General features: G+C 38.9%; 14 protein-coding genes. All 14 read right to left on the reverse strand.

What is annotated here, in order from left to right:
• Positions 1 to 49: 49 nt before the first annotated feature.
• The 14 genes from FGD67_RS03365 to acnD all read right to left on the reverse strand — a co-directional run bounded on the left by FGD67_RS03365 (position 50) and on the right by acnD (position 25,396).
• Positions 50 to 4,894, reverse strand: coding sequence for an NAD-glutamate dehydrogenase (locus FGD67_RS03365; RefSeq protein WP_257173698.1), 4,845 nt, complete (start codon positions 4,892 to 4,894; stop codon positions 50 to 52).
• Between the two features lie 269 nt (positions 4,895 to 5,163).
• Positions 5,164 to 7,482 (reverse strand): RND family transporter, encoded by a 2,319-nt coding sequence (locus tag FGD67_RS03370; protein ID WP_257173699.1) that lies wholly within the window; start codon positions 7,480 to 7,482, stop codon positions 5,164 to 5,166.
• A gap of 5 nt (positions 7,483 to 7,487) precedes the next feature.
• The gene (locus FGD67_RS03375; RefSeq protein ID WP_257173700.1) at positions 7,488 to 8,489 is read right to left on the reverse strand and encodes a YCF48-related protein; all 1,002 of its coding nucleotides are present in this window, start codon (positions 8,487 to 8,489) and stop codon (positions 7,488 to 7,490) included.
• Between the two features lie 233 nt (positions 8,490 to 8,722).
• The gene (locus tag FGD67_RS03380) at positions 8,723 to 10,111 is read right to left on the reverse strand and encodes a DUF1329 domain-containing protein (protein WP_257173701.1); all 1,389 of its coding nucleotides are present in this window, start codon (positions 10,109 to 10,111) and stop codon (positions 8,723 to 8,725) included.
• A gap of 21 nt (positions 10,112 to 10,132) precedes the next feature.
• Complete coding sequence (locus FGD67_RS03385) at positions 10,133 to 12,178, reverse strand: DUF1302 domain-containing protein (RefSeq protein ID WP_257173702.1); 2,046 nt, start codon at positions 12,176 to 12,178, stop codon at positions 10,133 to 10,135.
• Positions 12,179 to 12,485: 307 nt separating this feature from the next.
• Entirely contained in the window at positions 12,486 to 12,701 is a 216-nt protein-coding gene (locus FGD67_RS03390) for a DUF2835 domain-containing protein (RefSeq protein WP_257173703.1), read from the reverse strand.
• 9 nt (positions 12,702 to 12,710) lie between these two features.
• The gene (pepN, locus tag FGD67_RS03395; RefSeq protein ID WP_257173704.1) at positions 12,711 to 15,266 is read right to left on the reverse strand and encodes an aminopeptidase N; all 2,556 of its coding nucleotides are present in this window, start codon (positions 15,264 to 15,266) and stop codon (positions 12,711 to 12,713) included.
• A 126-nt stretch (positions 15,267 to 15,392) separates the two neighbouring features.
• The gene (nhaC, locus tag FGD67_RS03400) at positions 15,393 to 16,850 is read right to left on the reverse strand and encodes a Na+/H+ antiporter NhaC (protein ID WP_257173705.1); all 1,458 of its coding nucleotides are present in this window, start codon (positions 16,848 to 16,850) and stop codon (positions 15,393 to 15,395) included.
• 290 nt (positions 16,851 to 17,140) lie between these two features.
• The gene (gene prc / locus FGD67_RS03405; protein WP_257173706.1) at positions 17,141 to 19,177 is read right to left on the reverse strand and encodes a carboxy terminal-processing peptidase; all 2,037 of its coding nucleotides are present in this window, start codon (positions 19,175 to 19,177) and stop codon (positions 17,141 to 17,143) included.
• A gap of 15 nt (positions 19,178 to 19,192) precedes the next feature.
• Positions 19,193 to 19,933 carry an RNA chaperone ProQ gene (gene proQ / locus FGD67_RS03410; protein ID WP_257173707.1) on the reverse strand — a complete coding sequence of 247 codons (741 nt, stop codon included), beginning with the start codon at positions 19,931 to 19,933 and terminating at the stop codon, positions 19,193 to 19,195.
• A gap of 20 nt (positions 19,934 to 19,953) precedes the next feature.
• Positions 19,954 to 20,241: a hypothetical protein gene (locus tag FGD67_RS03415; RefSeq protein ID WP_257173708.1), complete on the reverse strand. Its 288-nt coding sequence runs from the start codon at positions 20,239 to 20,241 to the stop codon at positions 19,954 to 19,956.
• Positions 20,241 to 20,717, reverse strand: coding sequence for a GAF domain-containing protein (locus tag FGD67_RS03420; protein ID WP_257173709.1), 477 nt, complete (start codon positions 20,715 to 20,717; stop codon positions 20,241 to 20,243). The genes FGD67_RS03415 and FGD67_RS03420 overlap by 1 nt, the downstream gene beginning before the upstream one ends.
• A gap of 664 nt (positions 20,718 to 21,381) precedes the next feature.
• The gene (gene prpF, locus FGD67_RS03425; protein WP_257173710.1) at positions 21,382 to 22,575 is read right to left on the reverse strand and encodes a 2-methylaconitate cis-trans isomerase PrpF; all 1,194 of its coding nucleotides are present in this window, start codon (positions 22,573 to 22,575) and stop codon (positions 21,382 to 21,384) included.
• A 202-nt stretch (positions 22,576 to 22,777) separates the two neighbouring features.
• Complete coding sequence (gene acnD / locus FGD67_RS03430; RefSeq protein ID WP_257173711.1) at positions 22,778 to 25,396, reverse strand: Fe/S-dependent 2-methylisocitrate dehydratase AcnD; 2,619 nt, start codon at positions 25,394 to 25,396, stop codon at positions 22,778 to 22,780.
• Between the last annotated feature and the right edge of the window lie 87 nt (positions 25,397 to 25,483).

Here is a 25,483-nt window from a genome sequence, read left to right on the forward strand (position 1 = left end):
ATCAATTTGAAGACAAAAAAATCCCCGCTCATAGCGGGGATCTTAACACTTAATTCACTGGGTCGCAGTGTAAACTTAACAACATTAGTTCTCGTAGTGCTACCGAGAATTTAGCAAACTCATGAGTTTGACCAATTCTAAAATCAGCCAAAATATGCTGCCAACGCTCAAGTGGCTGAGCACTATCAGCAAACCAAGTTTCTAACATTTCATCAACATCAGTTGAGCCTTTATTACCACGTAATATCACTGACGTTAATGAACGTTGCTGCCAATCAAGCTCTTCTCTGAATGACGCTCTGGCAAGCGCTTGCCAGTGATTAGAGACAGGTTGAGAAGTAATTTGGTCTAAGAACCAATGTAATTCCAATCTTGCACCCAATTTAAAATATAGATCGGTCGCAAGTTCAGTTGACACATCTTCAGATTTTGTAATTTCAGCTAAATCCATCACTGAGAATAATGTACTCAGCAGTGAAATTCTCAAGGCTACCGACTTAGGCGCACCGGCTTTAATTAAATCATCTTCCACACGTTTAATTTGCGTGGCTTCATCTTCAACCATATAGCTAGTTATATTGTTTGAAAGCTCAGCAAATGTTGCATGATAAAATTCAATTGACTCTGCAATGTTTAACGACTTATTACGGTGACGTAAGAACCAACGCGTTGCACGACGTACTGTTCTGCGTAATTGAAATAACATTTCAGTTTGAATTGCAGTAGAGATTTTATTATCTAAATCGCTGATCTGTTTCCAAATGTCTGATAATTCAAACACTGCACTTGCCATCGCATAACAATTAGCAATTTCAGAGGTTGTGGCCCCCGTTTCTTCCCTCATGCGATTAACAAAGTTAAAGCCCATATCATTACCAATGTTATTGGCTAATTTAGTGGCAATAATCTCAGCTCGTAGTGGATGATCTTGCATTTGCGCACTGTAGTTATCTTGCAACTGCTTTGGAAACGCTTCAATTAACAAGCTTTGATGAAATTCATTATCAGTAATTTCAGGGCAAACAAGCTCTTCTTTTAACACCATTTTACTATAAGCAAGTAAGACCGAAAGCTCTGGACGTGTTAAACCTTTACCTAAAGCCAAACGTTCGGCAATTTCTTCATCACTTGGAATAAATTCTAATGCTCTATCTAACTTACCTGCACGCTCTAATTCAGTAATAAATTGTGCTTGCTCTTTTAATGCGCTACCGCCACGTAATTCTGTGATTGAAAGCGAATGCGTTTGACGATAACAATCTTCAATAACAATATCACCGACTTCATCAGTCATATCATAAAGAATTTTATTACGCTGTTTAACCGTTAAGTCACCATTTTGCACTAAACCGTTCAGTAAAACTTTAATATTTACTTCATTATCAGAGCAATCGACACCACCGGCATTATCAACGAAATCAGCATTAATTCTGCCGCCTTTCGCAGCAAATTCAATACGACCTAAATGCGTTAAGCCTAAGTTACCGCCTTCACCAACCACTTTAGCTTGTAGCTCTACACCATTAATACGCAGTGAATCGTTAGCGCGATCTCCGACTTCTAAATGAGTCTCTTTAGAGCCTTTAACGTATGTGCCGATGCCACCATTCCACAACAAATCAACTTTCATCTTCAATAAAGCCTGAATTAAGTCATTAGGCGCCATGGATTGTTTTTGCGTGCCAATCATTTTCTTAATTTGCGGCGTCAACTTGATTGACTTAGCAGAGCGATTGAATAAACCACCGCCTTCAGATACTAATGACATATCAAAGTCTTCCCAAGAACAACCTGGAAGATTAAATAAACGTTCACGTTCGACATAAGTAGTCGCGGCATCTGGCGTTGGATCAATAAAGATATGTAAGTGGTTAAACGCAGCTTGTAAACGAATATGTTTTGATAACAACATACCATTACCAAACACATCGCCTGCCATATCGCCGATACCAACAACGGTAAAGTCAGTGGTTTGGCAATCAATATCCATTTCACGGAAATGGCGTTTAACAGATTCCCAAGCACCTCGAGCAGTAATGCCCATACCTTTATGGTCGTAGCCTACACTGCCACCTGAGGCAAAAGCATCGCCTAACCAAAAATTAAATTCATCGGAAATACTGTTGGCAATATCAGAAAAAGTTGCCGTGCCTTTATCAGCTGCTACCACTAAATACGGGTCATCTTCATCATGACGCACAACATTTACCGGTGGTACAATTTCACCGGCAACAATATTATCAGTAATATCTAATAAGCCACGAATAAAGGTGCGGTAACACTCTTTGCCCGCTTCAAAAATTGCATTTCTATCGCCATTAGGTAACTGCTTACAAACAAAACCACCTTTTGCGCCAACGGGCACAATAACCGTGTTTTTAACTTGTTGTGCTTTAACTAGACCTAATACTTCAGTGCGGAAGTCTTCACGGCGGTCAGACCAACGCAAGCCACCACGAGCAACTTTACCACCACGTAAATGTACACCTTCAACTTGCGGTGAATAAACAAATATTTCAAACTTAGGCAGCGGCAAAGGCACATCTGTAATTTGCGCTGGTAAAATCTTAAATGAAATATAAGACTTCTCACCTGTTTCAGGATGCGGTTGAAAGTAGTTAGTACGGATAGTCGCGTTTATCATTTCAACAAAGCGACGAATAATGCGATCGTCATCTAAGTTGGCAACACTATCAAGTGAAGATTCAACGCTGGTAAGTACTTTCTCTATCGCTTTTTCATTGATTTTTTTAGCCGGAGAGAAACGTAAATTAAATAATTTAATTAATAATTTAGCAATACTCGGGTAGCGTGCAAACGTATCTTCAATGTAGTTTTGGCTAAAAGTACCACCAATTTGACGCTCATATTTAGCATAAGCACGTACTATAGATACCTCACGACCACCAAGCTCAGCACCTAGAATAAGTCGGTTAAAACCATCATCTTCTAATCGTCCAGACCATACTTTTGCAAAAGCATCTTGAAATAAACTTTGTACTATTTCTAAGTTAAACTTACCTTTACCAGTTAGTAACATCGAGAAGTCTAAAATCCAATAAACTTCACCATTTTCAGTTTTAACTGCATAAGGACTTTCACCGATAACACGTAGGCCGAAGTTTTCCAACATCGGTAAAACATCAGATAAATGTAATGGCTCACCTGAGTGAAATAGCTTTAATTTTACAAAGCGGCTATCAGCATCTTCTTCTTGTGGCTGATAAAACAACATTTCTAATTGGTTATCTGCAGATAAAGCTTCAAATTTTTCAATATCTACAATGGCAGTACCTGGAAGTACTTCATCTTTGTAAGCTTGTGGAAAACTCGCATATTTACGGCTTAATGCCTTGCCTTTCGCTTCACCTTTATGCGAATTTAAGGCGTCGGCCAGATTATCATCCCAACTGCGCGCTGCATGATTTAAGTTCTTTTCTATTTCTTTCACATTAATGTCTGCTTTTGTCGAGTTAACTCTAACGATATAGTGTGTACGTGCTTGCGCTGATTCTGAAAAGTAAGTGGTAAACTCTACTTCTTCTTTACTACCTAACGCCTCTTGTAGTAACTTTTGAGTGTTAATACGTAATGCCGTGTTATAGCGCTCACGTGGCACATAAACCATACAAGAATAAAAACGATCAAAGGCATCTCGGCGCATAAACAAGCCAGAATAATCTCGCTCTTGCATTTGAAATATACCCATAACATTTTTCAATAGCTCATTCGGCGAACTTTGTAAAATTTCATCTCTTGGGTAAGTTTCTAAAATATTGATTAAGGCTTTATAAGCATGCGTACCCTTAGCAAAGCCTGAGTCGTTGCAAACACCGATAACTTTAGATTTAATTAATGGTAAATCTAATGCGCTATTGGTGTAATAAGCTGAGCCAAATAAACCAACAAAGCGTTCTTCACCAATCACATTGCCTTTTTCATCAAAACGTTTAACGCCAATATAATCAAGATGCGCTGGACGATGAACACGTGATTTAGCATTGGTTTTGGTTAAAATAAGTAAGTTGCTGCCTAAAGCAATTTTTCGCGCCGATTCACTTAAACTAGAAATAAGACGTTCTTTACTACCGTCATACTGATTCATTAGACCTAAGCTAGATTCAACGTCAGTCGACAAGGCCATATCGCCTTCTAAGATTTTAATATGGTAAGAGCGATAGCCAAGCAAGGTAAAGTTGTCTGCCAACATCCATTCTAAAAAGCTAATGCTATCTTGATGCTCTGCTTTTGAACAAGGTAGCGCTTTCGCTTGTTTAACTTCTTTGATGACACTACGTAAACGCGCTTGCATTGGCTGCCAGTCATTAACCGTCACGGCAATATCACTCACCACTGAATGTAGTTCTTTAGTAATATTCGATAATACTTTCGCGTCATTTTGACGATCTATTTCAATAAAAAATACCGTTTCAACAGACGTTGATTTAAATGACTGATCAGCAGCGGCGGAAAGCTGTTTAATATTTTTACTACGATCACGAATAATTTTTATTGGCGAATTGAGCATTAAGTGTGGCGTAAGATTTAGTCGACTTAACGCAATGCGTACAGAGTCAACTAAAAAAGGCATGTCTCGGACAATTATTTCAATAATTGTATGGCTTGATTTCCAACCGTTTTTTGATACCTGTGGGTTAAATACCTTGATCACAGGTTTATCATCTTGATGATCGTTTAATGTGTTCCAAAGACTTAGTGTGGCACCGTACATGTCGCTGTCATTTCTATGATCTAAATCTAAGGTTGAAATATTCTTATAAAGCAGCTCAGCAAATTGTTTCACAAGAGGAGCTGTTGCCGCAGGAACTTTTTGTTGTATTAACTGTGCTACGTTCGAAAGTATCACAGAGGGTAAACCGTCTACTAACGCCATGCCTTTTTCCTTTTTGGATAAAACGCTTGAAATGATTATTATATTTTTAGTCTTTTGATTCTTTTTACTAAGAATAGACTATGGGGCGATCATATTAACTATCTTAAGGGATTGCGAGCACTATTTTAGATATATTACTTTAAAAATTGTGCATTTATGTAACTGGCTTGAGGACATTTTTTATTTATTCATTAGTTATAAATAGAAAATGACCTTTCGGTCATTTTCTTGTTTATTTATGCACTATTATTTTTTGATTTAATTAGCATTTATTTTCGCTCTCGCCATAAAAATGCGGCTATCGCTGGTAGTACCAGTATGGCGGCAATCATATTAACTAAAAACATGAACGTTAATAGTATACCCATATCGACTTGGAATTTTAAATCAGAGAAAAACCACGTTGAAACCCCAATAGCTAAAGTGACACCGGTGATTAACACCGCACTTCCGCGCTCTTTCAAAGCATCAAAATAAGCACTTTGTACTGTGGCACCATTACGAAGTTTAACACTCATGGTCGATAAGATATAAATACCATAATCAACACCAATACCAACACCTAATGCAATAACCGGTAGCGTTGATACTGTTAAGCCGATATTAAGTTCGGTCATTAACCATTGCGCTAATGTTGACACTACATAAAGTGGTACAACAACGGCAATGGTTGCTCTTAAACTTCTAAAGCTTAATAAACATAAAATGATAACTGCACCATAGACGTATAGCATCATAGGTATTTGAGCCGCCTCTACTGCTTCATTCGTTGCCGCCATAACGCCAACAGGACCAGAAGCAAGTTTAAACGATAAGCTATCAGTCGCTAGTTCATTAGCAACCAGTTTAGCCGCATCCACCACGCGATTGATAGTTTCAGCCTTATGATCTTCTAAAAACAAAATCACCGGCATGGCACTACAGTCACTATTGAGCAAACCACTCGATGATGGTACGCGTGCAATTGACTGCACTAATGTTTGTTGGTTGCGTGATAAAACTCGCCACTTAGGATTACCTTCGTTATAACCCGAGTTAACAATTTTAGCGATAGACGCTAAGCTAACCGCTGATTGCACACCAGCAACATTTTCCATCCGCCATTGGAACCTATCAATAACATCCATATGTTCATAATAAGTACAAGCATCTGCCGTGGTTTCAACGATAACCGACATATAATCGACACTAATGGCATATTTATCAGTAATTAAAAAAGTGTCTTGGTTATAACGTGATGCCTCATGTAGCGAAGGTGCACCAGCATGCAACTCACCTATTTTCATATTCTGTGCATTTTGGTAACCGACAATATAAAGTACAGCCGTGATAGCTAAAATAAATATTGCCACCTTACGTGTAGCGAATGCTGACATAAAGTGCCATAAACCATCCGATGACGAACTTTTTTTGCCGTCATTATTAGCTTTATTTCTCGGCACATGAATATAAGAAACTAACAATGGCAGTAGCACTAAGTTAGTTAAGATAATCATTGCAACACCCAGTGATGCGGTAATAGCTAACTCACGAATAATACCAATATCTATCGATAATAAAGTCATAAAGCCAACGGTGTCTGATAATAACGCTATGCCGCCAGGCACCAACAACACGCGAAAACTTAATTGCGCTGCTTGTTTGCTTGTTTTGCCGCTATTGACCATTTTGGAGACAGAGTTAATCATCTGTACCCCATGGCTGACACCAATCGCAAAGACTAAAAATGGTACCAATATCGACATCGGATCTAAGCCAAAACCAAGCGTTGATAGCATACCTAACTGCCAAACCACAGCAATTAAAGAACAAGAAATAGGTAAAATAGTTAGCGCAAGTGAACGACAGAACCAAAATACCATCAAGGTGGTAATAGCAATAGCGATAGCAAAAAAGGTAACAACCCCTTTCGCACCTTTTGCAACGTCGCCAACCATTTTAGTAAAACCAATGATGTGTACTGAGATATTACCTTGCTCAAATTCACCACGGATTTCATTTTCTAATTGTTCGGCAAGGACAATACTATCGAGTTTCTTACCGGTATTAGGGTCAATTTCCATCAACGAGGTTTTGACCATTGAACAGCTATAATCGTCGGCTACAATACTACCCACGATACCGGCTTTTTCTATATTACCTTTAACAATCGCTAAACCCGCTTCATTAGGTTGAAAGTTTGCCGGGATCACGGGCCCACCAGCAAAACCGTCTTCAACTATTTCAACAAAGCGTGTACTAGGTGAAAATAATGACTTAACCTGAATGCGATCAACACCTGGAATAAAAAACAACTTATCATGCACGCCTTTTAGCGCGGTAAAAAACTCAGGGTTAAAAATATCGCCACTACTGTCACAGACGGAAATTAACACATTATTCGCACCACCAAAGTTTTCTTGATGCTTGAGATAAGTTTTCATATAACTATGATTTAACGGAATATGTTTGGTAAAAGCAGCATCAAGTTTAATTTGTGTCGCTTGAAACAACAGAAATATACTGGCAAGAATAAAAAATACCAAGACGGCTAACCGACGGCGGAAAAGTGTTGCTTCAACAACATTGATAATAGAATTAAATTTCATGACAGTTACTTCGTTATGTTAATAGTTTTGATGCCAACATCAGAGACAGCGATTATTTTATTTTTATACCAAACCCCTGCAATAAGTGCTTTACCATCCTTTTGCACATGCTTAGTAAAAGTAGCACCATCATCACGACTTTCTAACAACACACCGTTATTACCTAAGATAAAAACCCGTTGGTCATCACTCAACACAATACTGCTTAGTAAAGCGGTAACATGGCTATCGCTTGCTTGCCATGGTGTACCATTTTTTAAACTGCGAAAAATATGGCCTCTTAAACCTACAACCACTAAATTGCCTTCTTGCGTACGATCAATATCATAAAATGAGCCTGGGTATATCTCATCAAGCCTTTGCCAACTGACGCCAAAATTATTACTTTTTGCAATTAGGCCTAATTCTCCAGCTAAATATAATGTTCTCCCATCAGCTACAACTCGGTTAAAGTGAGGTAAAATACTACTTTGTTCGTCTAAATAGGCAACTTCGTCATCTAGCTTTAATTCCGCTAAATATGCTTGGTCTTCCGGATAAAGAAACTCATTATGATATTCAATAGTCCAATGTTGTCCACCGTCATTAGTGCGATAAAATAAGCCGTAAGCGCCAACAGCAACCCCGGTATTTCTATCAAAAAATAAGACATCTAAAAGTGGTTTTTCAACTTCAGGTAGGTGTTGTTGCACTTGCCAAGACACTCCACCATCTTTTGATGACAAAATTGTTGCATCATGACCAACGGCCCAGCCATGCATTTCATCAATAAAATACACCGCAGTTAATGTCACTTGCACGGGCACTTGCGCTTGTTGCCAATCGACACCATCACTTGAAAGAAGAATATGACCGCGTTCGCCAACGGCAACTAATTTTGATTGATTAATTTCAATTATATCGAGTAACAGCGATTTACTCGCTAGTGGAGCAAGTCTCGCGTCTAGCGGTTGCGCGTTGATAATAGGGATAGTAAGAAAACTGAGTAAAATAACGAGAAGACGCATAATTACTATATTAGCTCCATTTATTTAAATAATAGAGGTAGCAAACCTCATATTAGATAACGATGTTAAAGAGGGGTTGAGCATGAAATGCACATCGATACCATACAACCCTCTACTTTGAGTTTAGCTAAAAGCAGAGGAATTAACATTAATTAGGTGGTTATAAATAACCGTTTAAAGCTTTGAAATAAAAACGGCTAGCCATCGGCCAGCCGTTTTATCAAAGTATCTGTCTATCTTCGACCTTCTCGACGTAATGCTGAAGAAGTAAAATCAACATCATTTAATTCGGCTGAAAAGTCATACATGCTCGCTTCGTTATCTAAGCCCATAGCGATATAACGACGAGATTGTAAATCGTGAAATACTTCAAGTGTTGACCACTGCGTTGGCACTTCATAGTAATTAATGCCATGAGCAACACCCACACGATATAATTCATCTCGGTTATCATAAATATCGGTAACCGCTACCTGCCAACTATCTTCATCAATATAGAAGACACGTTTTTTATAAGTATGTCGAGTATCAGACTTTAAGTTAGCTTCAACCACCCATACACGATGTTTTTCGTAACGTACAAGTTCAGGGTTAATATGACCCGGTTGTAAGATTTGGTCGTATTTTAAATTATCACTATGTAAACGATAATCGTTATAAGGGATCAGTAATTCTTGTTTACCTTTTAACGTCCAATTATAACGATTAGGTGCACCGTTAAACATATCAAAATCATCGGTAGTTCTTAAACCATCTGACGCTGTACCTGGTGCATCATAAGCAACATTTGGTGCACGACGAACGCGTCGTTGGCCTGTGTTATAAGTCCATGCTTGGCGAGGTGTTTTTATTTGGTCCATAGTTTCATGAACTAATAAAGCCGTACCGGCTAAACGAGCTGGCTCAGTTACTTTTTGTTTAAATTTAAATAAAATATTGGTGCGTTGCAGTTCTTCAGCTTTAACGCCTTTAACACCGTAAGGGATCAATAACTGATCATCAAAGCCCATGTAAGTGTAATCACCTGATGATGTTGGAGCAGCTTGACCACCTTCACGAGTAATTTTTTCACCACGATAGCGTAAAATATGATTCCAAATAGCCTCTAAACCATCTTTAGGTACCGGAAATGGAATACCAATTGCTGCTTGAACAATACCATTACCGCCTTCAACTAATTCTGCTCTCGTTGCATTGTCAAATGTTGCCTGATAAACATGCTCAGGGTAAGAGGCTGAACGACGTGACTGGTAAACCATCATTTTATAAGTGTCAGGATAAGTTTCAAATAACTTAACCTGACCGGGTGTAAGTAAATCTTTGTATTGTCCAAGATTTTTGTGAGTAATGGTATAGAGTGCTTTATCTTCAGCAAAAGGATCAACATGATGATCACCGACTTTATAACCCGCTGGAGCTGAAGTGATCCCCCCAGTCCACGTTGGAATAGAACCATCTGCATTCGCTGCACGAACAGCACCCAAAGGCGTTAATTCTTTTTGTAATTTAGCAGCCTCTTGCTCCGTAATTTTTGCGCTAGCGCTTGTAGATGCTAAAGCTACCGTCACCGCTATTGATACTAGCGTTGCCTTTTTAAATGTATTTTTTAAAATATTTCTCATGAAAATAGTCCTCATACGGCCTTAAATTGAATACTTGATGTTAAAAGACACGTAATCGCGATCTTCCATTTGATTAGTCGTACCTACGCCACCAAAAAAGCTGTTATAACTGAAATCAGCCGACCAACGATTTTGGTAATCGAAACCTAAACCTAGTGACATCGACTTTCTGTCTTCAACAAACAAAAATAATGGATCTGGCGTAATACCGTTAACATCATGTGAAAAAACAATTTTTGGTGATATGTTAATACCGGCAAAAACATCGTTATAATCTAATTTTCCGATAAAACGATAGCCCCATGCAAATGCACTAGGGAATGGGTTGGTTTCAACACCATCTTGTAAAGCCAGTTCTAAGCCTTCTTTGCCTGCAACACCACCATTTCTGCCAGTACCTGGACCATTGAGACGTAATACGTCTTGATCAGGCATATCACGAATATCAATACCGCCGATTTCAAATAAAGTTGTCATTTGGCTGGCACCAAATGACGGCCCCCATAAATTTGTTAGCGTGACTTGTGCTTGTAAGGTATCAGAGAGGATGTAACCATTAGCACGTGAACCACCAGCAAAAACAGGCATTTGAGAAATACCATCTAACTCAGGTCGATTTAAGTCATTAGCTAATTGTTGTGGCATCGCCGCAAATAGAAGCTCTACATCATCTATTTGCAATGGCTCATCTTGACGATAAGTCACTTCACCAGCAACGGATGTGGTGCCAATCGCAGTGTTAAAGCTTAAGGCATACAGCTTAATATCTTCAATGTAATCGAGTTCTACTCGTGAAAAAGCTTTTAAATCTGTGTAGTTGTCATAAGTAATTTCAGTAGAAGCTAACATCCCAACATCGTGAGCTAAAGCAGCTTGAGTAAAATCAGCCGTTATTCCTGAAAAAACCGGGCGACGGCTATGGTAATTCATATGGTACAAGCTAATTTCAGTATCATTGAGCTCAGGTAAAAACCACGATAGTTTTAAACCGTACTGACCGCCATCTTCAGGATCATTATTAGCATCGGCTTGACGTAGTGTTACCTTGGTTGGAAAACCACCAACATAAGCACCACCGGCATCAGCCATTGCGACAGTACCATCTAATATTTTAGCTCTTAAGACGTTCAAATTAGTGATTAACGAATCTAAGTCCATATCAGGATTACTGGCAAAGTTTAACTGTACATTGTTAAACTGACCGCCATCACCAGCAAAATCATTGGTCGAGAAATAACTACCGGGTGCAGGTAATACTGTTTCTTCCCAACTGTATTGATAAAACATTTCAATGTTAAAATTTTCTGTTACGCCCAATGATGCCCATACTGCGCCAAAGGGAATGAAGGCTTCTTTTAGTTCAGCACCTGGTGCTCTTAATCGTGCGATATCTACTGGGTTAATCTCACTAATACCATGAGATATTAACGTACTTTCACCCCAACCAATCACTTGCTGACCGACACGTACCGAGAATGGCATGTCACCAAAATCAAAGTCACCGTAAACAAAAGAATCTAGCATACGAACATCACGACACACTTGATCTTTGGCTTCATCATCTCGACATGGATCATTAACCCTGCCTGAACTTGGGTTTGTCCAAGCTCGATCACCGTCGACCATTTCAAAATCATAAAAATACATAGCGCGGCCAAAATAGCCGATGTTGTCATAACGTATATCAAGCTCGTGGGAGCCTTTAATTAACTTTGAGAAACTTTCGCCTGCATCATAGTTTAAGTTAGCGTTGTCACCATTAGTAGAATAACTACCCGCACCATTCCATACTGTGCCAGCATCTGGATTAACATTTAATATCGGATGGTATTGACTAAAATCAAAGCCATTATTGATATTATTGGATTTACCAACATTATCATTCCAATTACGATCTTCTACTCGCCAGCTTGTACCTGCCGAAAAAGTAGAATCAAAACTGATCTCGAAATTGCCTAACTCAAAGTTTTTTGCCTGCACATTAGCAGTAGCTAATGTCATCATAGCGGCGGCAATACTCAGAGCCAGTGGCTTCTTGTAAAAACCGTTGCGAAGGTTTTGTTTCATTTCTTCTCTCCCCAGATGCGATTTTGCATTTTATTTTTATAAGTCCACTTACATGGTATGAATCAATAATTACATCATTTTGACCAAGTGGCAAGCGCTAAAAATTTAGTTAAAGTCCTTTATATTAAAGACTTAAAACAAATTGTATATCAAGAACAAAAGTGCGTTTAAAACACTTGTTTTAAACGCGTGTTTTTCACAAGCATTTATCTGCAAATAGTGAACAGAAATAGCCCCCTAATCCTGTCAACAATTAGTAACACTTTACTTTTGATGGTCAGACCACTGTTTAAAGCAAAGGCTCTAATCAGGATGTTTTATCCAAAGACAAAAATTTATTGCTTTGTGTTTGCAAACAAAACCGCCCTTTTATGCCTGTAGCTGTTAAAAATTTTCGCAAATGCATTGCCGGAAATTCAAGCCGAAGACCTTCATCTGTCGTCACCACAATAGTATGAATTGCCCCTTGATAATAGAGTAAATAGTCTTGGTTACTTAAGTTCAAACTAAAATAATAGGTCATACATTTATCCTAATATTCTAGGGCCGCATCAAGTTTTTCTTTCAAATCTTTTGACAAGTTTACCTGCTGCATAAGCTGTTCAAGTTTAGTTTTAATCAATTTTTGTCTTGGCTTATCAAACGCTTTAAATTGAATAAGTGGGGTAATTAAACGAGAGGCAACTTGTGGGTTAATATCATTAAGTAAACGTAATTGTTCAATAAGAAATTGATAACCACGACCACTAGCACAATGAAAGTATCGTGGGTTATTCATGATAAACGCACCAATAAGCGCACGAGCACGATTAGGATTTTTTAAGCTAAAAAGCGGATGGGAGATTAACTGTGACAAATTATCATAAATTGACTCAGCATTAACGCTGGCTTGTATTGCAAACCATTTATCCATCACTAGTGGCGTATCCGACCATTTACTTTCAAAATCAGTCATCATACTAGAGAAGGCGGCATGGTGTTGACCTGCGGAAAAATTCAGCGTTGCCAAGGTATCAGTCATATTATTTGCATGTTGATATTGCTCAGTCAACAGCTTTTGGTATTCACTCAAGGTTGCTAAATAAGATAGGCAAACATTCTTTAAGGCACGTTTACCGATAGCGTTGCCATCATTGGCATAAACAGTTGCCATATTTTGCTGATACTGCTGAAGAAATAATGGTGCTAACGCTTTGGCTATACATTGTTTCACACTATCAATAGCATTAAGCAAAGCAATAGGGTCAACCTCTTCAATATTATCGGCTAGTTCACTGAAACTGGGTAATGTTAATTGTTCGGCTTTAAATGCCGCTGACATATCTGCCGTTAATAAATCTTTAAACGCTTGATATAAATTATCAGGTAAATTTAATGTCGGTTGTTGCATCGCTTGCACTATATAAGTAGTTAATAACTTTTGTCCGGCATCCCAACGACAAAACTCATCTGTTGCGCAAGTCATGAGCAATTGTAACTCTTGATCAGATTGTAAAAACTGTGTTCTTACCGGCGCTGAGAAACCAGTTAATAACGCTAACACGGGTTTTTGATGATAATCTTGAAAAGTCCACGTTTGCTTCTGCTCAGTGAGTTGCAATAACTGCGACTGATTAGATTGTCCAAGCCCTGAAATTAACTCTATACCAACGGGAATATGCAACGCCGGATTATTACCATTATTTTGCTCAAGGGTTAATTGATATTCGCAACTAACAGCATCAAAGTGTTCACTGACGCGTAATTGTGGCGTGCCTGCTTGTTGGTACCAACGCTTGAACTGACTTAAGTCTGTAGCTGACGCATCCGTCATAGCATTGATAAAATCATCACAGGTGACAGCCATACCATCAAAACGTGCAAAATATAAATCGATACCCTTTCTAAATTTTTCAGCCCCCAAGATCGTGTGGATCATACGAATAACTTCAGCGCCCTTTTCATAAACCGTTAAAGTATAAAAGTTGTTCATTTCAATGACTTTTTCTGGACGAATAGGATGTGCCATTGGACCAGCATCTTCAGCAAATTGCATCGAGCGTAACACTCTCACGTTTTGAATACGGGTTACAGCTGCTGAGTGCATGTCGGCACTAAATTGTTGATCGCGAAATACCGTTAAACCTTCTTTTAAACTTAATTGAAACCAATCTCGGCAAGTCACGCGATTACCGGTCCAGTTATGAAAATATTCATGTGCAATAACCGCTTCAACATTAAAGTAATCGACATCGGTGGCACACTTTTCATCAGCTAAGACAAATTTGCTATTAAAAACATTTAAGCCCTTGTTTTCCATGGCGCCCATATTGAAAAAATCGACCGCAACTATCATATAAATATCAAGATCATATTCAAGTCCAAAGGTTTTTTCATCCCAGACCATAGAATGCTTTAACGAGGCCATCGCATGATGAGCTTTGTGAATATTACCTTTGTCGACAAATATTTCTAACGCAACATCACGGCCAGAGCCCGTACGATAATGGTCAGATAAAACATCAAAATCACCCGCTACTAAAGCAAATAAATAGCAAGGTTTAGGAAAAGGGTCATGCCATTGCACAAAATGTTGACCGTCAGCTAAATCCCCTTCAGCGATTTTATTACCATTTGATAACAAGTAGGGAAACTGTACTTTATCGGCAATAATTTTAGTGGTGAATATTGCCATCACATCGGGTCGGTCAAGATAATAACTAATGCGTCTAAAGCCCTCTGCTTCACATTGGGTGCAATAAGCATCACCTGACTTAAATAAACCTTCAAGTGCCGTATTTTCAACTGGATTGATCTCAGTAATAATTTCAAGCGTGAACTCTTTACGATCAATAGCAATAGTTAAACTGCTATCGCTAACTTGATATTGCTCAGCATTTAGCGCTTGATCATCAATTAAAACAGACACTAAAGTTAAGTGTTCGCCATCCAAGACTAACGGTTGGTTATCGTCTGCCACTCGGCTTAATTTCATCCGGTTAGTCACCCGAGTTTTATATTCATCGAGTGCAAAGGTTAGCTCAACAGTAGCAATAGAAAAGTTTGCTTCACGGTAATCAGCTAAATAACGTGGGGTAAAATCACTCATGTAAATCCTTAATATAAAAACTTTATTTTGGTTGGCACTTATGCGCTTATTATAACGTTTCTCAGAGGGAATAAAAAAGCCTGTACGAGACAGGCTTTATGAATATTTATTAATTGTGAAAATAATTTAGTCGTTTGTCACTATTTTTTTTATTTTAAAGCCTAAGTAACCATAAGCTATCGCTAAAATAGGGTTAATCAAATTAAAGAAACAATAAAATATATAATCATAAGAGGTCAGTGCTAGTGCTCCAAACATAAAGGCACCGCAAGTATTCCACGGTATTAATGGTGAGGTGATGGTACCTGAATCTTCCAGTGTTCGACTCAACAAGACTGGATGTAAACCTCTTTTTTCATACTCTTCTTTATACATTCTTCCTGGCATCACAATCGCCATGTATTGATCAGCCGTAATCAAGTTAGTACCAATACACGTAGCGACGGTACTCGCAATTAAACTGCCTGTCGATTTCGCTGAAGCTAAAATTGATTCGACAAACTTTTTCAACATGCCTAAATGTTCTAAAATGGCGCCAAAACTTAATGCTGTAACCACTAGCCATATTGTATTTAGCATACCCGCCATACCACCGCGACTTAGCAATTCATCAATTTCAATATTACCGGTTTCCACGACAACACCATCAAAGAAAGCAGTCCATACCACCATGATAATGCCTCTTGTCGACTCTACACCTTCTGCAACCATTGCTGAAATTAGTTCTTGCTGAAAAATTAATGCCCAGATAGCACCAATAATTGCACCGATAGCAACAGCTGGAAATGCCGGCATTTTTTTATAAGCCAATACTAATAAAATAAATAACGGGATTAAATTCAAGGCTGATATGTTGTAGGTGTTTTCTAAGGTATTGGTTAATGACACTATACTGTCAGTGTTACCTATATCTGATGATGAATGATTAAAACCAATAATAAGAAATAAGATCAGTGCAATAGTAATTGAAGGGATAGTCGTCCAGAGCATATAACGAATATGTTCAAATAACTCACTTCCTGCTACTGCGGGGGCTAAATTTGTTGTTTCAGACAGTGGTGATAGTTTATCACCAAAATAAGCCCCTGATATCACAGCACCAGCGGTAACAGAAGTTGATAATTCAAAACCACCGGCAATACCGATAAATGCAACACCGACCGTTGCTGCCGTTGTCCATGAACTACCAATACTCATGGCAACCACACCACAAACTAGACAAGTTGCGGCGTAGAACCAACTGGGATCAATAATTTTTAGACCGTAATAAACCATCGTGGGTACAGTACCTGATAACAACCATGTACCTATTAAAGAGCCTACGGCTAATAAAATTAGTACCGCACCAAGCGAGATAGATATCCCATGGATAATGGCTTTTTCCATCGCGTGCCAAGTATGACCATTTTTAAGCCCAATAACCGCAGCAACACCGGTAGCAAGTAGTAAAGCTATTTGATTAGGTCCTGACGATGAACCATCACCAAAAAAAGTAACAGCAGCAATTAATAAGCAAATAAGGACAATAATCGGGATTATAGCGTCCAACATCGTAGGTTGTCGTAGAGATTGAGGATCAGACATAGATAAATTTACACCTTATTATCTTAGTTATTATAGTGATTAAATTATTTGTGATAGCTAACATGCCGACTGTTAGCAGATTGTGCAAGTTTTTTTTGACAACGTTAAGCTAACAACCCCTTTGTTTATACGGTTTTCAAGAATAACTATGCAATTATAGCAATTCATCTAAACTGTGGTCTGCTAGTCACTATATAATGGGGTGGTATTGTTACCGGTGACATTATCAGGGTAATTAGGCATGAAAAAGCCACCCTGAGGTGGCTGTTATGATGCGACCATAAAAATATTTACTTTTTCGCGACTCTACCCAACGAAACTAAATCAAAGGTAATTTTTGCGGTTTCATCTAAAAAGGGATCGAGTGCTTCCAAGTCTTCTGGCAAGTCATCCAAGTCTGTGACTTTTTCTTTACCCATCATGACAAGACGTTCATTAGCACGCTTTAGCTGTTTAGCTTTACGATTTTCTCTTTTTTCTTTACGTTGAGCTAAGTTTAATGAAATAGTTTTATCGTCTTTTTCCGCTTTATACTCTTCAATATCAGATAACAAATAGTTAAATTCTTTGTTTTCTAGAATACGTGAACTATGTAATGAACTTAAATAAGATACGTCTTGGCTAATATCGTTAAGTTTATTGTATCGCGCTTTAGGGATTTGATCCCAAGGCAGAGCATTTTCTTCTTTACTTTCGCCCCAATCAGCTGGGTCTATCGCCGAAGGAAATTCGATATCAGGTAACACACCGCGATGTTGGGTACTGCCACCATTGATGCGATAAAATTTAGCGATAGTAAATTGAATACTACCAAACGGCTTTTCATAGAGATCATAAACGCGACCTAAACCTCTGTGTTGTTGCACGGTGCCCTTACCAAAAGTATGTTCACCAACAATAACGCCTCGTCCGTAGTCTTGAATTGCCGCTGAAAAAATTTCTGACGCTGAAGCACTATAGCGGTCAACCATGACAGTTAACGGTCCATCATAAAAACTAATGCCATCTTTATCACTGTTAACTTGTACCCGATTAGCGCCATCACGAACTTGTACTACGGGGCCTTTATCAATAAATAAACCGGTTAACAAGGTTGCTTCTGTTAAAGAACCGCCACCATTGCCACGTAAATCAACAATAATACCCGCAACGTTTTGCTCTTTTAGTTTTGCGATTTCAAGTTTCACATCACGAGAAAGGTGGTTATAGAAACTTGGAATAGTGATGACACCGAGTTTTTTAGTGTTTTCATCACCTGTTTTTTCATCATAAACTTCTGATTTAGCTGCGCGGTCCTCAAGCTTGATGGTATCGCGAATAATAGAAACCACTTTAATGCTGCTGTCATCTTCTGATTCTGCACCTAAAATTTGTAGTCTAACTTTACTGCCTTTCGGGCCTTTAATAAGCTCAACAACATCATCTAAACGCCAGCCAATAACATCGACAAAATCTTTATCATCTTGTGAGACACCAACAATACGATCTTTAGGTTTTAATTCTTTCGATTTATCTGCTGGGCCACCAGAAACCACACTTTGTATAACCGTGTAATCTTCCTCAGCACGCAATACTGCACCAATACCTTCCAGTGATAAATTCATTTCCATTTGGAAACGTTCAGCATTACGAGGCGATAAATAAGAAGTGTGTGGTTCAACGACACGGGCAAAGCTATTCATGACAATTTGAAAAACATCTTCACTTTCACTTTGCTTTAAGCGTTTAATTGCATAGCGATAGCGTTTAGTTAATATTTCTTGAATTTTTTCCCACTCTTTACCTGCCAGCGTTAAATTAAGCGCATCATATTTAACTTTTTTACGCCATAATTCATTTAACTCAGTAACAGAAGTTGGTCTTTGAGCTTCTTCACGATCAAAGTTATAAGATTCATCAAGTTTAAAATCGAATGGCTGATCGTTTTCTAATAGGCTTAAAGCATATTGATAACGCTCTAATCGCCGTTGCAAATTTAGGTTATAGATTTGATAAGCGATATCGAGTTTACCACGAGCAATAACGGTATCAAATTCATCACGATATTGAGCAAAACGCTCAACATCAGAGGCAAGAAAAACATTTCGAGCATAATCTAATTGCTTAATATAACGATCAAAAATTTGTTCAGAAAGTGAATCGTCTATTTTTATTTTTTTGTAATGTGCACGTGTAAACTGCGCCGTAATCCGTTTGGTGGAAGTAGCATGTTGGCTTTCAGGTGCTAAGATCGGTAAATCTTTATCAGCCTCTATCTCTTGAGCTAATACCGAGATACTGGCAATTGACAATGCTACTGCAACAGCTATACGACAAAATTTATGCATACACATACTCCAAATTTATTCCGTAAAAATATTTTTAACTTGTGTTTTAACAACCATACCTGAATTCAACTGAACGCTAACATCTTTACCAGAAACTTCAGTGATAACAGCATCCATTGACGATTGCCCTAACTGTACTTTGATATTTTTGCCAACAACAACGTTACTGGTTTCAACTGGTTTAAGTTTCACGGCAACTTTAGCAGGTGCACGTTTGCTTGATTTAACCGAATTGAACTTTTCTTTACGAGTATTATCTGCAACATCTTTATTCGCCGGTTTAGCCGGTTTGTTAGCATTACCTTTATAAGGTTTTTTCGCTGCTTTGTCTTTAACGTTTTTGTTACCAAATTTTTCTTGGCTTTCTTTTAACGTTTTATTAGCATAATCAGCTTGCTCTTGATCAATTTCTGCAGAATCATTACCGTCAATGTCTATACGAAAGCTACCTACTTTTATAGCTTTCAAATAGCGCCAACTACTAGTGTAATGTCTAAGCGCTTGACGCAAACGAGTTTTGCTTACCGTTTCATCACCAGCTAATTTTTCAGCTAAATCTTGGAAAATACCAATCTTTAGTGGCTTCGCATGGCCTTCAATAGAAAAGCATGCAGGAAATTTTTCGGCCAAATAGGCAATAATTTCTTTGGTGCTGACACGCTTAACTTCAGCTTCAACATTTGACGTTGTTGCCACTGTTGTTTCTGTTGTTGTTTCTGCTACCACTTTTACTTCACTTTCTGTTTTATTTTCCATAAATACAACTTTTAAAAATTCTAATTTTGCTCTGCAAGATATTGTTCACGATTTTCCAACAAATGTCGGCACCAATCATAAATATCTTCACTTTCAATTTCAGTTAAGGCTTCTTGCCCTATCCACGTATCCCACACCAAAGAGAGCAAGTGCTCTAATACCTCTGGTGCAATATCTTCTTCTGCTAAGTCGTAAACGGTATGATAAATTTCATTAATACGCTCAGCAACTTCTTCTTCTTGACCATCCCAGTCACCTACTACAGCTTCAGAGACTAGATAATCATGAATTACGATAAACTCTTTCATTAGTTTACCACGCCATGCTTGATCATGACATTTTCAAATAAACTAATTATTTTTTCGAGTCCTGTTTGATCATCACTATCAAAACGATTAAACGCCATGCTATCAATATCAAGCACCGCTATAACTTTACCGTTTAGTGTCAAAGGTAATACTATTTCAGAATTAGTACTAGCATCACAGGCAATATGACCGTCAAACTCATGAACATCAGCAACACGCTGCACGGTATTTTCAATTGCAGCAGTACCACAAACACCACGACCTAAAGGAATGCGAATACAAGCAACTTTACCTTGAAAGGGACCAAGCACAAGTTGGTCATTCACCATACGGTAAAACCCAACCCAATTAACCTCAGATAATTGTTCAAACAACAAAGCACTAACGTTTGCCATATTAGCAATAACATCGGCTTCCTCATTGATCAATGCTTCAACTTGAGTATATAAGTCTCGATAAAAGGTATTTTTTGTCATTAATAAACATGCCTACAATAAAACGCATAACATACCCTGATAGCAGATTAAATTAAAGTGCTATCAGCCGCAATTGGCAATTATATGTCAATTTATTGTGCTTTAATGATAAATGTTAACATTAGTTACCTATTTATCACTTTTCATTGACCAAATACTTTATTACAGGGCAGGTTCAATTTCTTGCCTTAATGACTAGTAGCCAGATACCTTATTACTATATTTCCTATATCTGCGCTTTACCAAACTAGGATTTTCACACTTACCACTGTCAAAGGTACTTGCTAATCAATACCGTACTTCATAACTAAAAAGCGCTGTTAGTAATATTTCTAACAGCGCTTTATTTTCAGCTATTTATCAGCAGAGTTGAACTTATACCAATTTTACTAAGTGTCTTCCCTCTCAGTGAAGTTTAAAAGGTTTAGCGGCACAGGCTCACAGTTCCAGATTGAACCTAAGTACAACCATGTAGACAAGGCATTGATTATCGAAATCAATAACACGGCCTGTAAGCCTTTTAAAATCAACCTTCAAGAGCTTACCAGTGATTCGATAACCGCCGTTAATTTCCTTCATATAGAATAACTATATTTACAAAATGATCGTTGTTATCAAAACGCTGGTAAGGCGCTGAGTGGGAAAAAACTTAATAGACTTGGTATTAAAAGGCATCAACCGGTATACGAACCCAACCTTCCATTAACACACGGGCACTTCGACTCATACTGACCTTTTTTACCGTCCAGTTATCATCAATACACTCGGCCTGTGCACCAACCTTTAATGTTCCTGAAGGGTGACCAAAAGTTACTGTACTTCTTTCACCGGAGCCCGCAGCTAAATTAACCAAGGTGCCAGGGATTGCTGCCGCCGTACCGATAGCAACTGCAGCTGTGCCCATCATCGCATGGTGTAGTTTCCCCATTGAGAGCGCTCGTACCTGTAAATCAGTATCACTGGCGGTAATATCTTTGCCGCTAGAAGAAGTATAAGCCTGTGCGGGTGCAACAAATGCAACTTTAGGCGTGTGCTGACGTGATACAGCTGCTGAAATATCATTAATCAAGCCCATTTTCACAGCGCCATAAGCTCGAATCTTTTCAAAACGCGCCAGTGCTTGTTCATCACCGTTAACCGCTTCTTGCAACTCAGTACCGGTATAACCTATCTCGTTGGCATTTAAGAAAATAGTAGGAATACCTGCTGTGATCATGGTGACTTTGAATGTACCTACTTCTGGTACGATGAGCTCATCAATTAAATTTCCTGTCGGAAACATCGCTTCACTTGGATCAACTGGTGCGACAAAGTCAACTTGCACTTCAGCAGCTGGAAAAGTTACTCCATCAAGCTCAAAGTCACCGGTTTCTTGCACTTGCCCTTGGCTGATAGGTACATGGGCAATAATGGTTTTACTGATATTTTTCTGCCAAATGCGTACTTGGCAAATACCATTCTCTGGAATTCTGTCAGCACTAACTAATCCTGAACTGATAGCAAAAGAGCCAACAGCAGCAGTAAGGTTACCGCAATTACCACTCCAATCTACAAAAGCTTTATCAATAGCCACTTGACCAAATAAGTAATCAACATCGTGATCCACTTGTGCTGATTTAGCAAGGATCACTGTTTTGCTGGTGCTTGAGGTCGCTCCGCCCATACCGTCGGTTTGTTTACCGTATGGATCTGGGCTACCAATAACCCGCAGTAGCATATTGTCACGCGCATCACCGACTACCTGACACTGTTCAGGCAGATCAGTTAAATTAAAAAATACGCCTTTGGATGTACCGCCACGCATATAGGTAGCTGGAATTTTCACTTGCGGTAAGTGTATTTGAGGAACATGAGACATATAACACCTCTGAATTTGGTTGTTTGATATTTTACTAAAATAAAAGCAACAAAAAGCGCTAACTTATTGCTGCTTATAAATAGGTTGAGTTAATTTTCATCAGAAGAGCTTTAGTGTTTAACAAGGCAAAAATGTGGCGTCTAGTTACTGAGATTAGCATCTAAGTCAGCACTTCCAACCTTGGCAAAAAGCTAAAAATCAATTATGAATTTGACTCTAAGAAATCGTTAGCAAACTTTTGCAATACCCCGCCCGCGGCGTAGACAGACACTTCTTCAGCAGTATCTAAACGACATTTAACAGCAATATTGACAACGTCACCATTTTTACGCGTCATCACAACTGTCATTGCTGCGCCCGGTGCGGTCGTACCTTCTACATCATATGTTTCAGTGCCATCAATGCTATAAGTATGACGGGTTTCACCTTTAATAAACTCTAACGGTAAAACGCCCATGCCCACTAAGTTTGTACGATGGATACGTTCAAATCCTTCAGAAACAATCACTTCGACACCCGCTAAACGAACACCTTTAGCAGCCCAGTCACGTGAAGACCCCTGTCCATAATCAGCACCAGCAATAATAATGAGTGGCTGTTTACGCTCCATATAGGTTTCAATAGCTTCCCACATACGTGACTCAATGCCCTCTGGCTCTATACGAGCAAGCGAGCCTTGTTTTACATCGCCGTTATCATCCTTACACATTTCATTGAATAATTTCGGGTTAGCAAACGTAGCACGTTGCGCGGTTAAATGATCACCACGGTGCGTTGCATAAGAGTTAAAATCAGCTTCTGGTAAGCCCATTTTATGCAAGTATGCACCAGCAGCACTGTTTAACTGAATCGCATTCGATGGTGATAAATGATCGGTTGTGATGTTATCACCCAATACCGCTAGAGGACGCATGCCTTTCATGGTACGAACACCAGCTAAGGCCCCTTCCCAATATGGCGGACGACGGATATAAGTACTAGTTTCATCCCAAGCATACAACGGACTTTCTGCTGGCTCAAAAGCACCTAAATCAAACATAGGCGTATAAATTTGTTTAAATTGCTCAGGCTTAACACAAGACGCAACAATGGCATCAATTTCTTCATCACTCGGCCAAATATCTTTTAAAGTAATGTCATTACCATTTTGATCTTGTCCTAAGATGTCTTTTTCAATATCAAAACGTATCGTGCCAGCAATAGCATAGGCCACCACGAGTGGTGGTGAAGCTAAAAATGCCTGTTTAGCGTGTGGATGAATACGACCATCAAAGTTACGATTACCTGATAACACTGCCGTTGTGTATAAATCACGGTCAATAATTTCTTGTTGAATTTTAGCATCTAACGCACCGGACATACCATTACAAGTTGTACAGGCATAACCAACAATACCAAAACCTAATTTTTCCATTTCAGATAATAGCCCTGCTTCTTCTAAATAAAGCTTGGCGACTTTTGAGCCCGGTGCAAATGATGATTTAACCCAAGGTTTACGTACTAAACCTAATTCATTTGCACGTTTGGCAATAAGCCCTGCCGCAACAACATTGCGTGGATTAGAGGTATTGGTACATGACGTGATAGCCGCAATAATAACCGCACCATCTGGCATTTCACCGTTCGCTTCTTGTGCTTTACAAGCCGTTAAATCTTTAGCAATATTTTTTGATGCCAGCTCAGCAGTCGCTAAACGACGATGCGGATTAGATGGCCCGGCTAAGTTACGCTCAACGGTAGATAAATCAAATTCAAGTACACGCTTGTACTGCGCTTCAACTAAATCATCTGCCCATAAACCGGTGTGTTTAGCATAAGTTTCAACCAAGGCCACTTGCTCTGGTTCACGACCAGTCATTTTCAAGTAATCAATAGTTTGTTGGTCGATATAGAACATACCTGCCGATGCACCATATTCTGGCGTCATGTTTGAGATAGTTGCTCGGTCACCAATGGTTAAACTTTCAGTGCCTTCACCAAAAAACTCTAAGTAACTCGAAACCACTTTCTCATTGCGCAAAAATTCAGTGATCGCCAAAACCATATCAGTCGCTGTGATACCAGCTTTACGTTTCCCTGTTAGCTTAACGCCAATAATGTTTGGCAAGCGCATCATTGATGGACGGCCCAACATAACGGTTTCAGCCTCTAAACCACCCACGCCAATGGCAATAACACCTAAGGCATCAATATGCGGAGTATGGCTATCAGTACCAACACAAGTATCAGGAAACGCAACACCATCACGTGCTTGTATAACCGGCGACATTTTCTCAAGGTTAATTTGATGCATAATGCCGTTACCAGCTGGGATGACATCAACATTTTTAAAAGCCGTTTTAGTCCATTCAATAAAATGAAAGCGCTGCTCATTACGGCGATCTTCAATTGAGCGGTTTTTATCAAATGCTTCTGGGTCAAAACCTGGCGCTTCAACCGCTAATGAATGGTCAACAATAAGTTGAGTCGGTACAACTGGGTTAACCTTAGCCGGATCGCCACCTTGCTCGGCAATTGCATCACGAAGACCGGCTAAATCAACCAAAGCAGTTTGGCCAAGGATATCATGACATACCACCCGTGCTGGATACCAAGGAAAATCTAAATCTTGCTTACCTTCGATGATCTGCTTGAGAGAGTCGGTTAATGTTGCCGGCTCGCAGCGGCGAACTAATTGCTCAGCAAGTACACGAGACGTATAAGGTAAGGTTTTATAGGCACCGGGCTTAATCGCTTCAATCGCTTCGCGAGTATCAAAAAAATCTATTCCTACACCATTTATTTTATAACCTGGCAAAGGTTTGCGGTAATCGTAATTCATAATTTATTCCACATTCTCTGTTATATGATAAAGGCGAATTTCAATCAATAAATTCGCCTTTATAAATATAGTTGATTCTCAACGACG

Source organism: Colwellia sp. M166, assembly GCF_024585285.1.
Taxonomy (GTDB): domain Bacteria; phylum Pseudomonadota; class Gammaproteobacteria; order Enterobacterales; family Alteromonadaceae; genus Cognaticolwellia.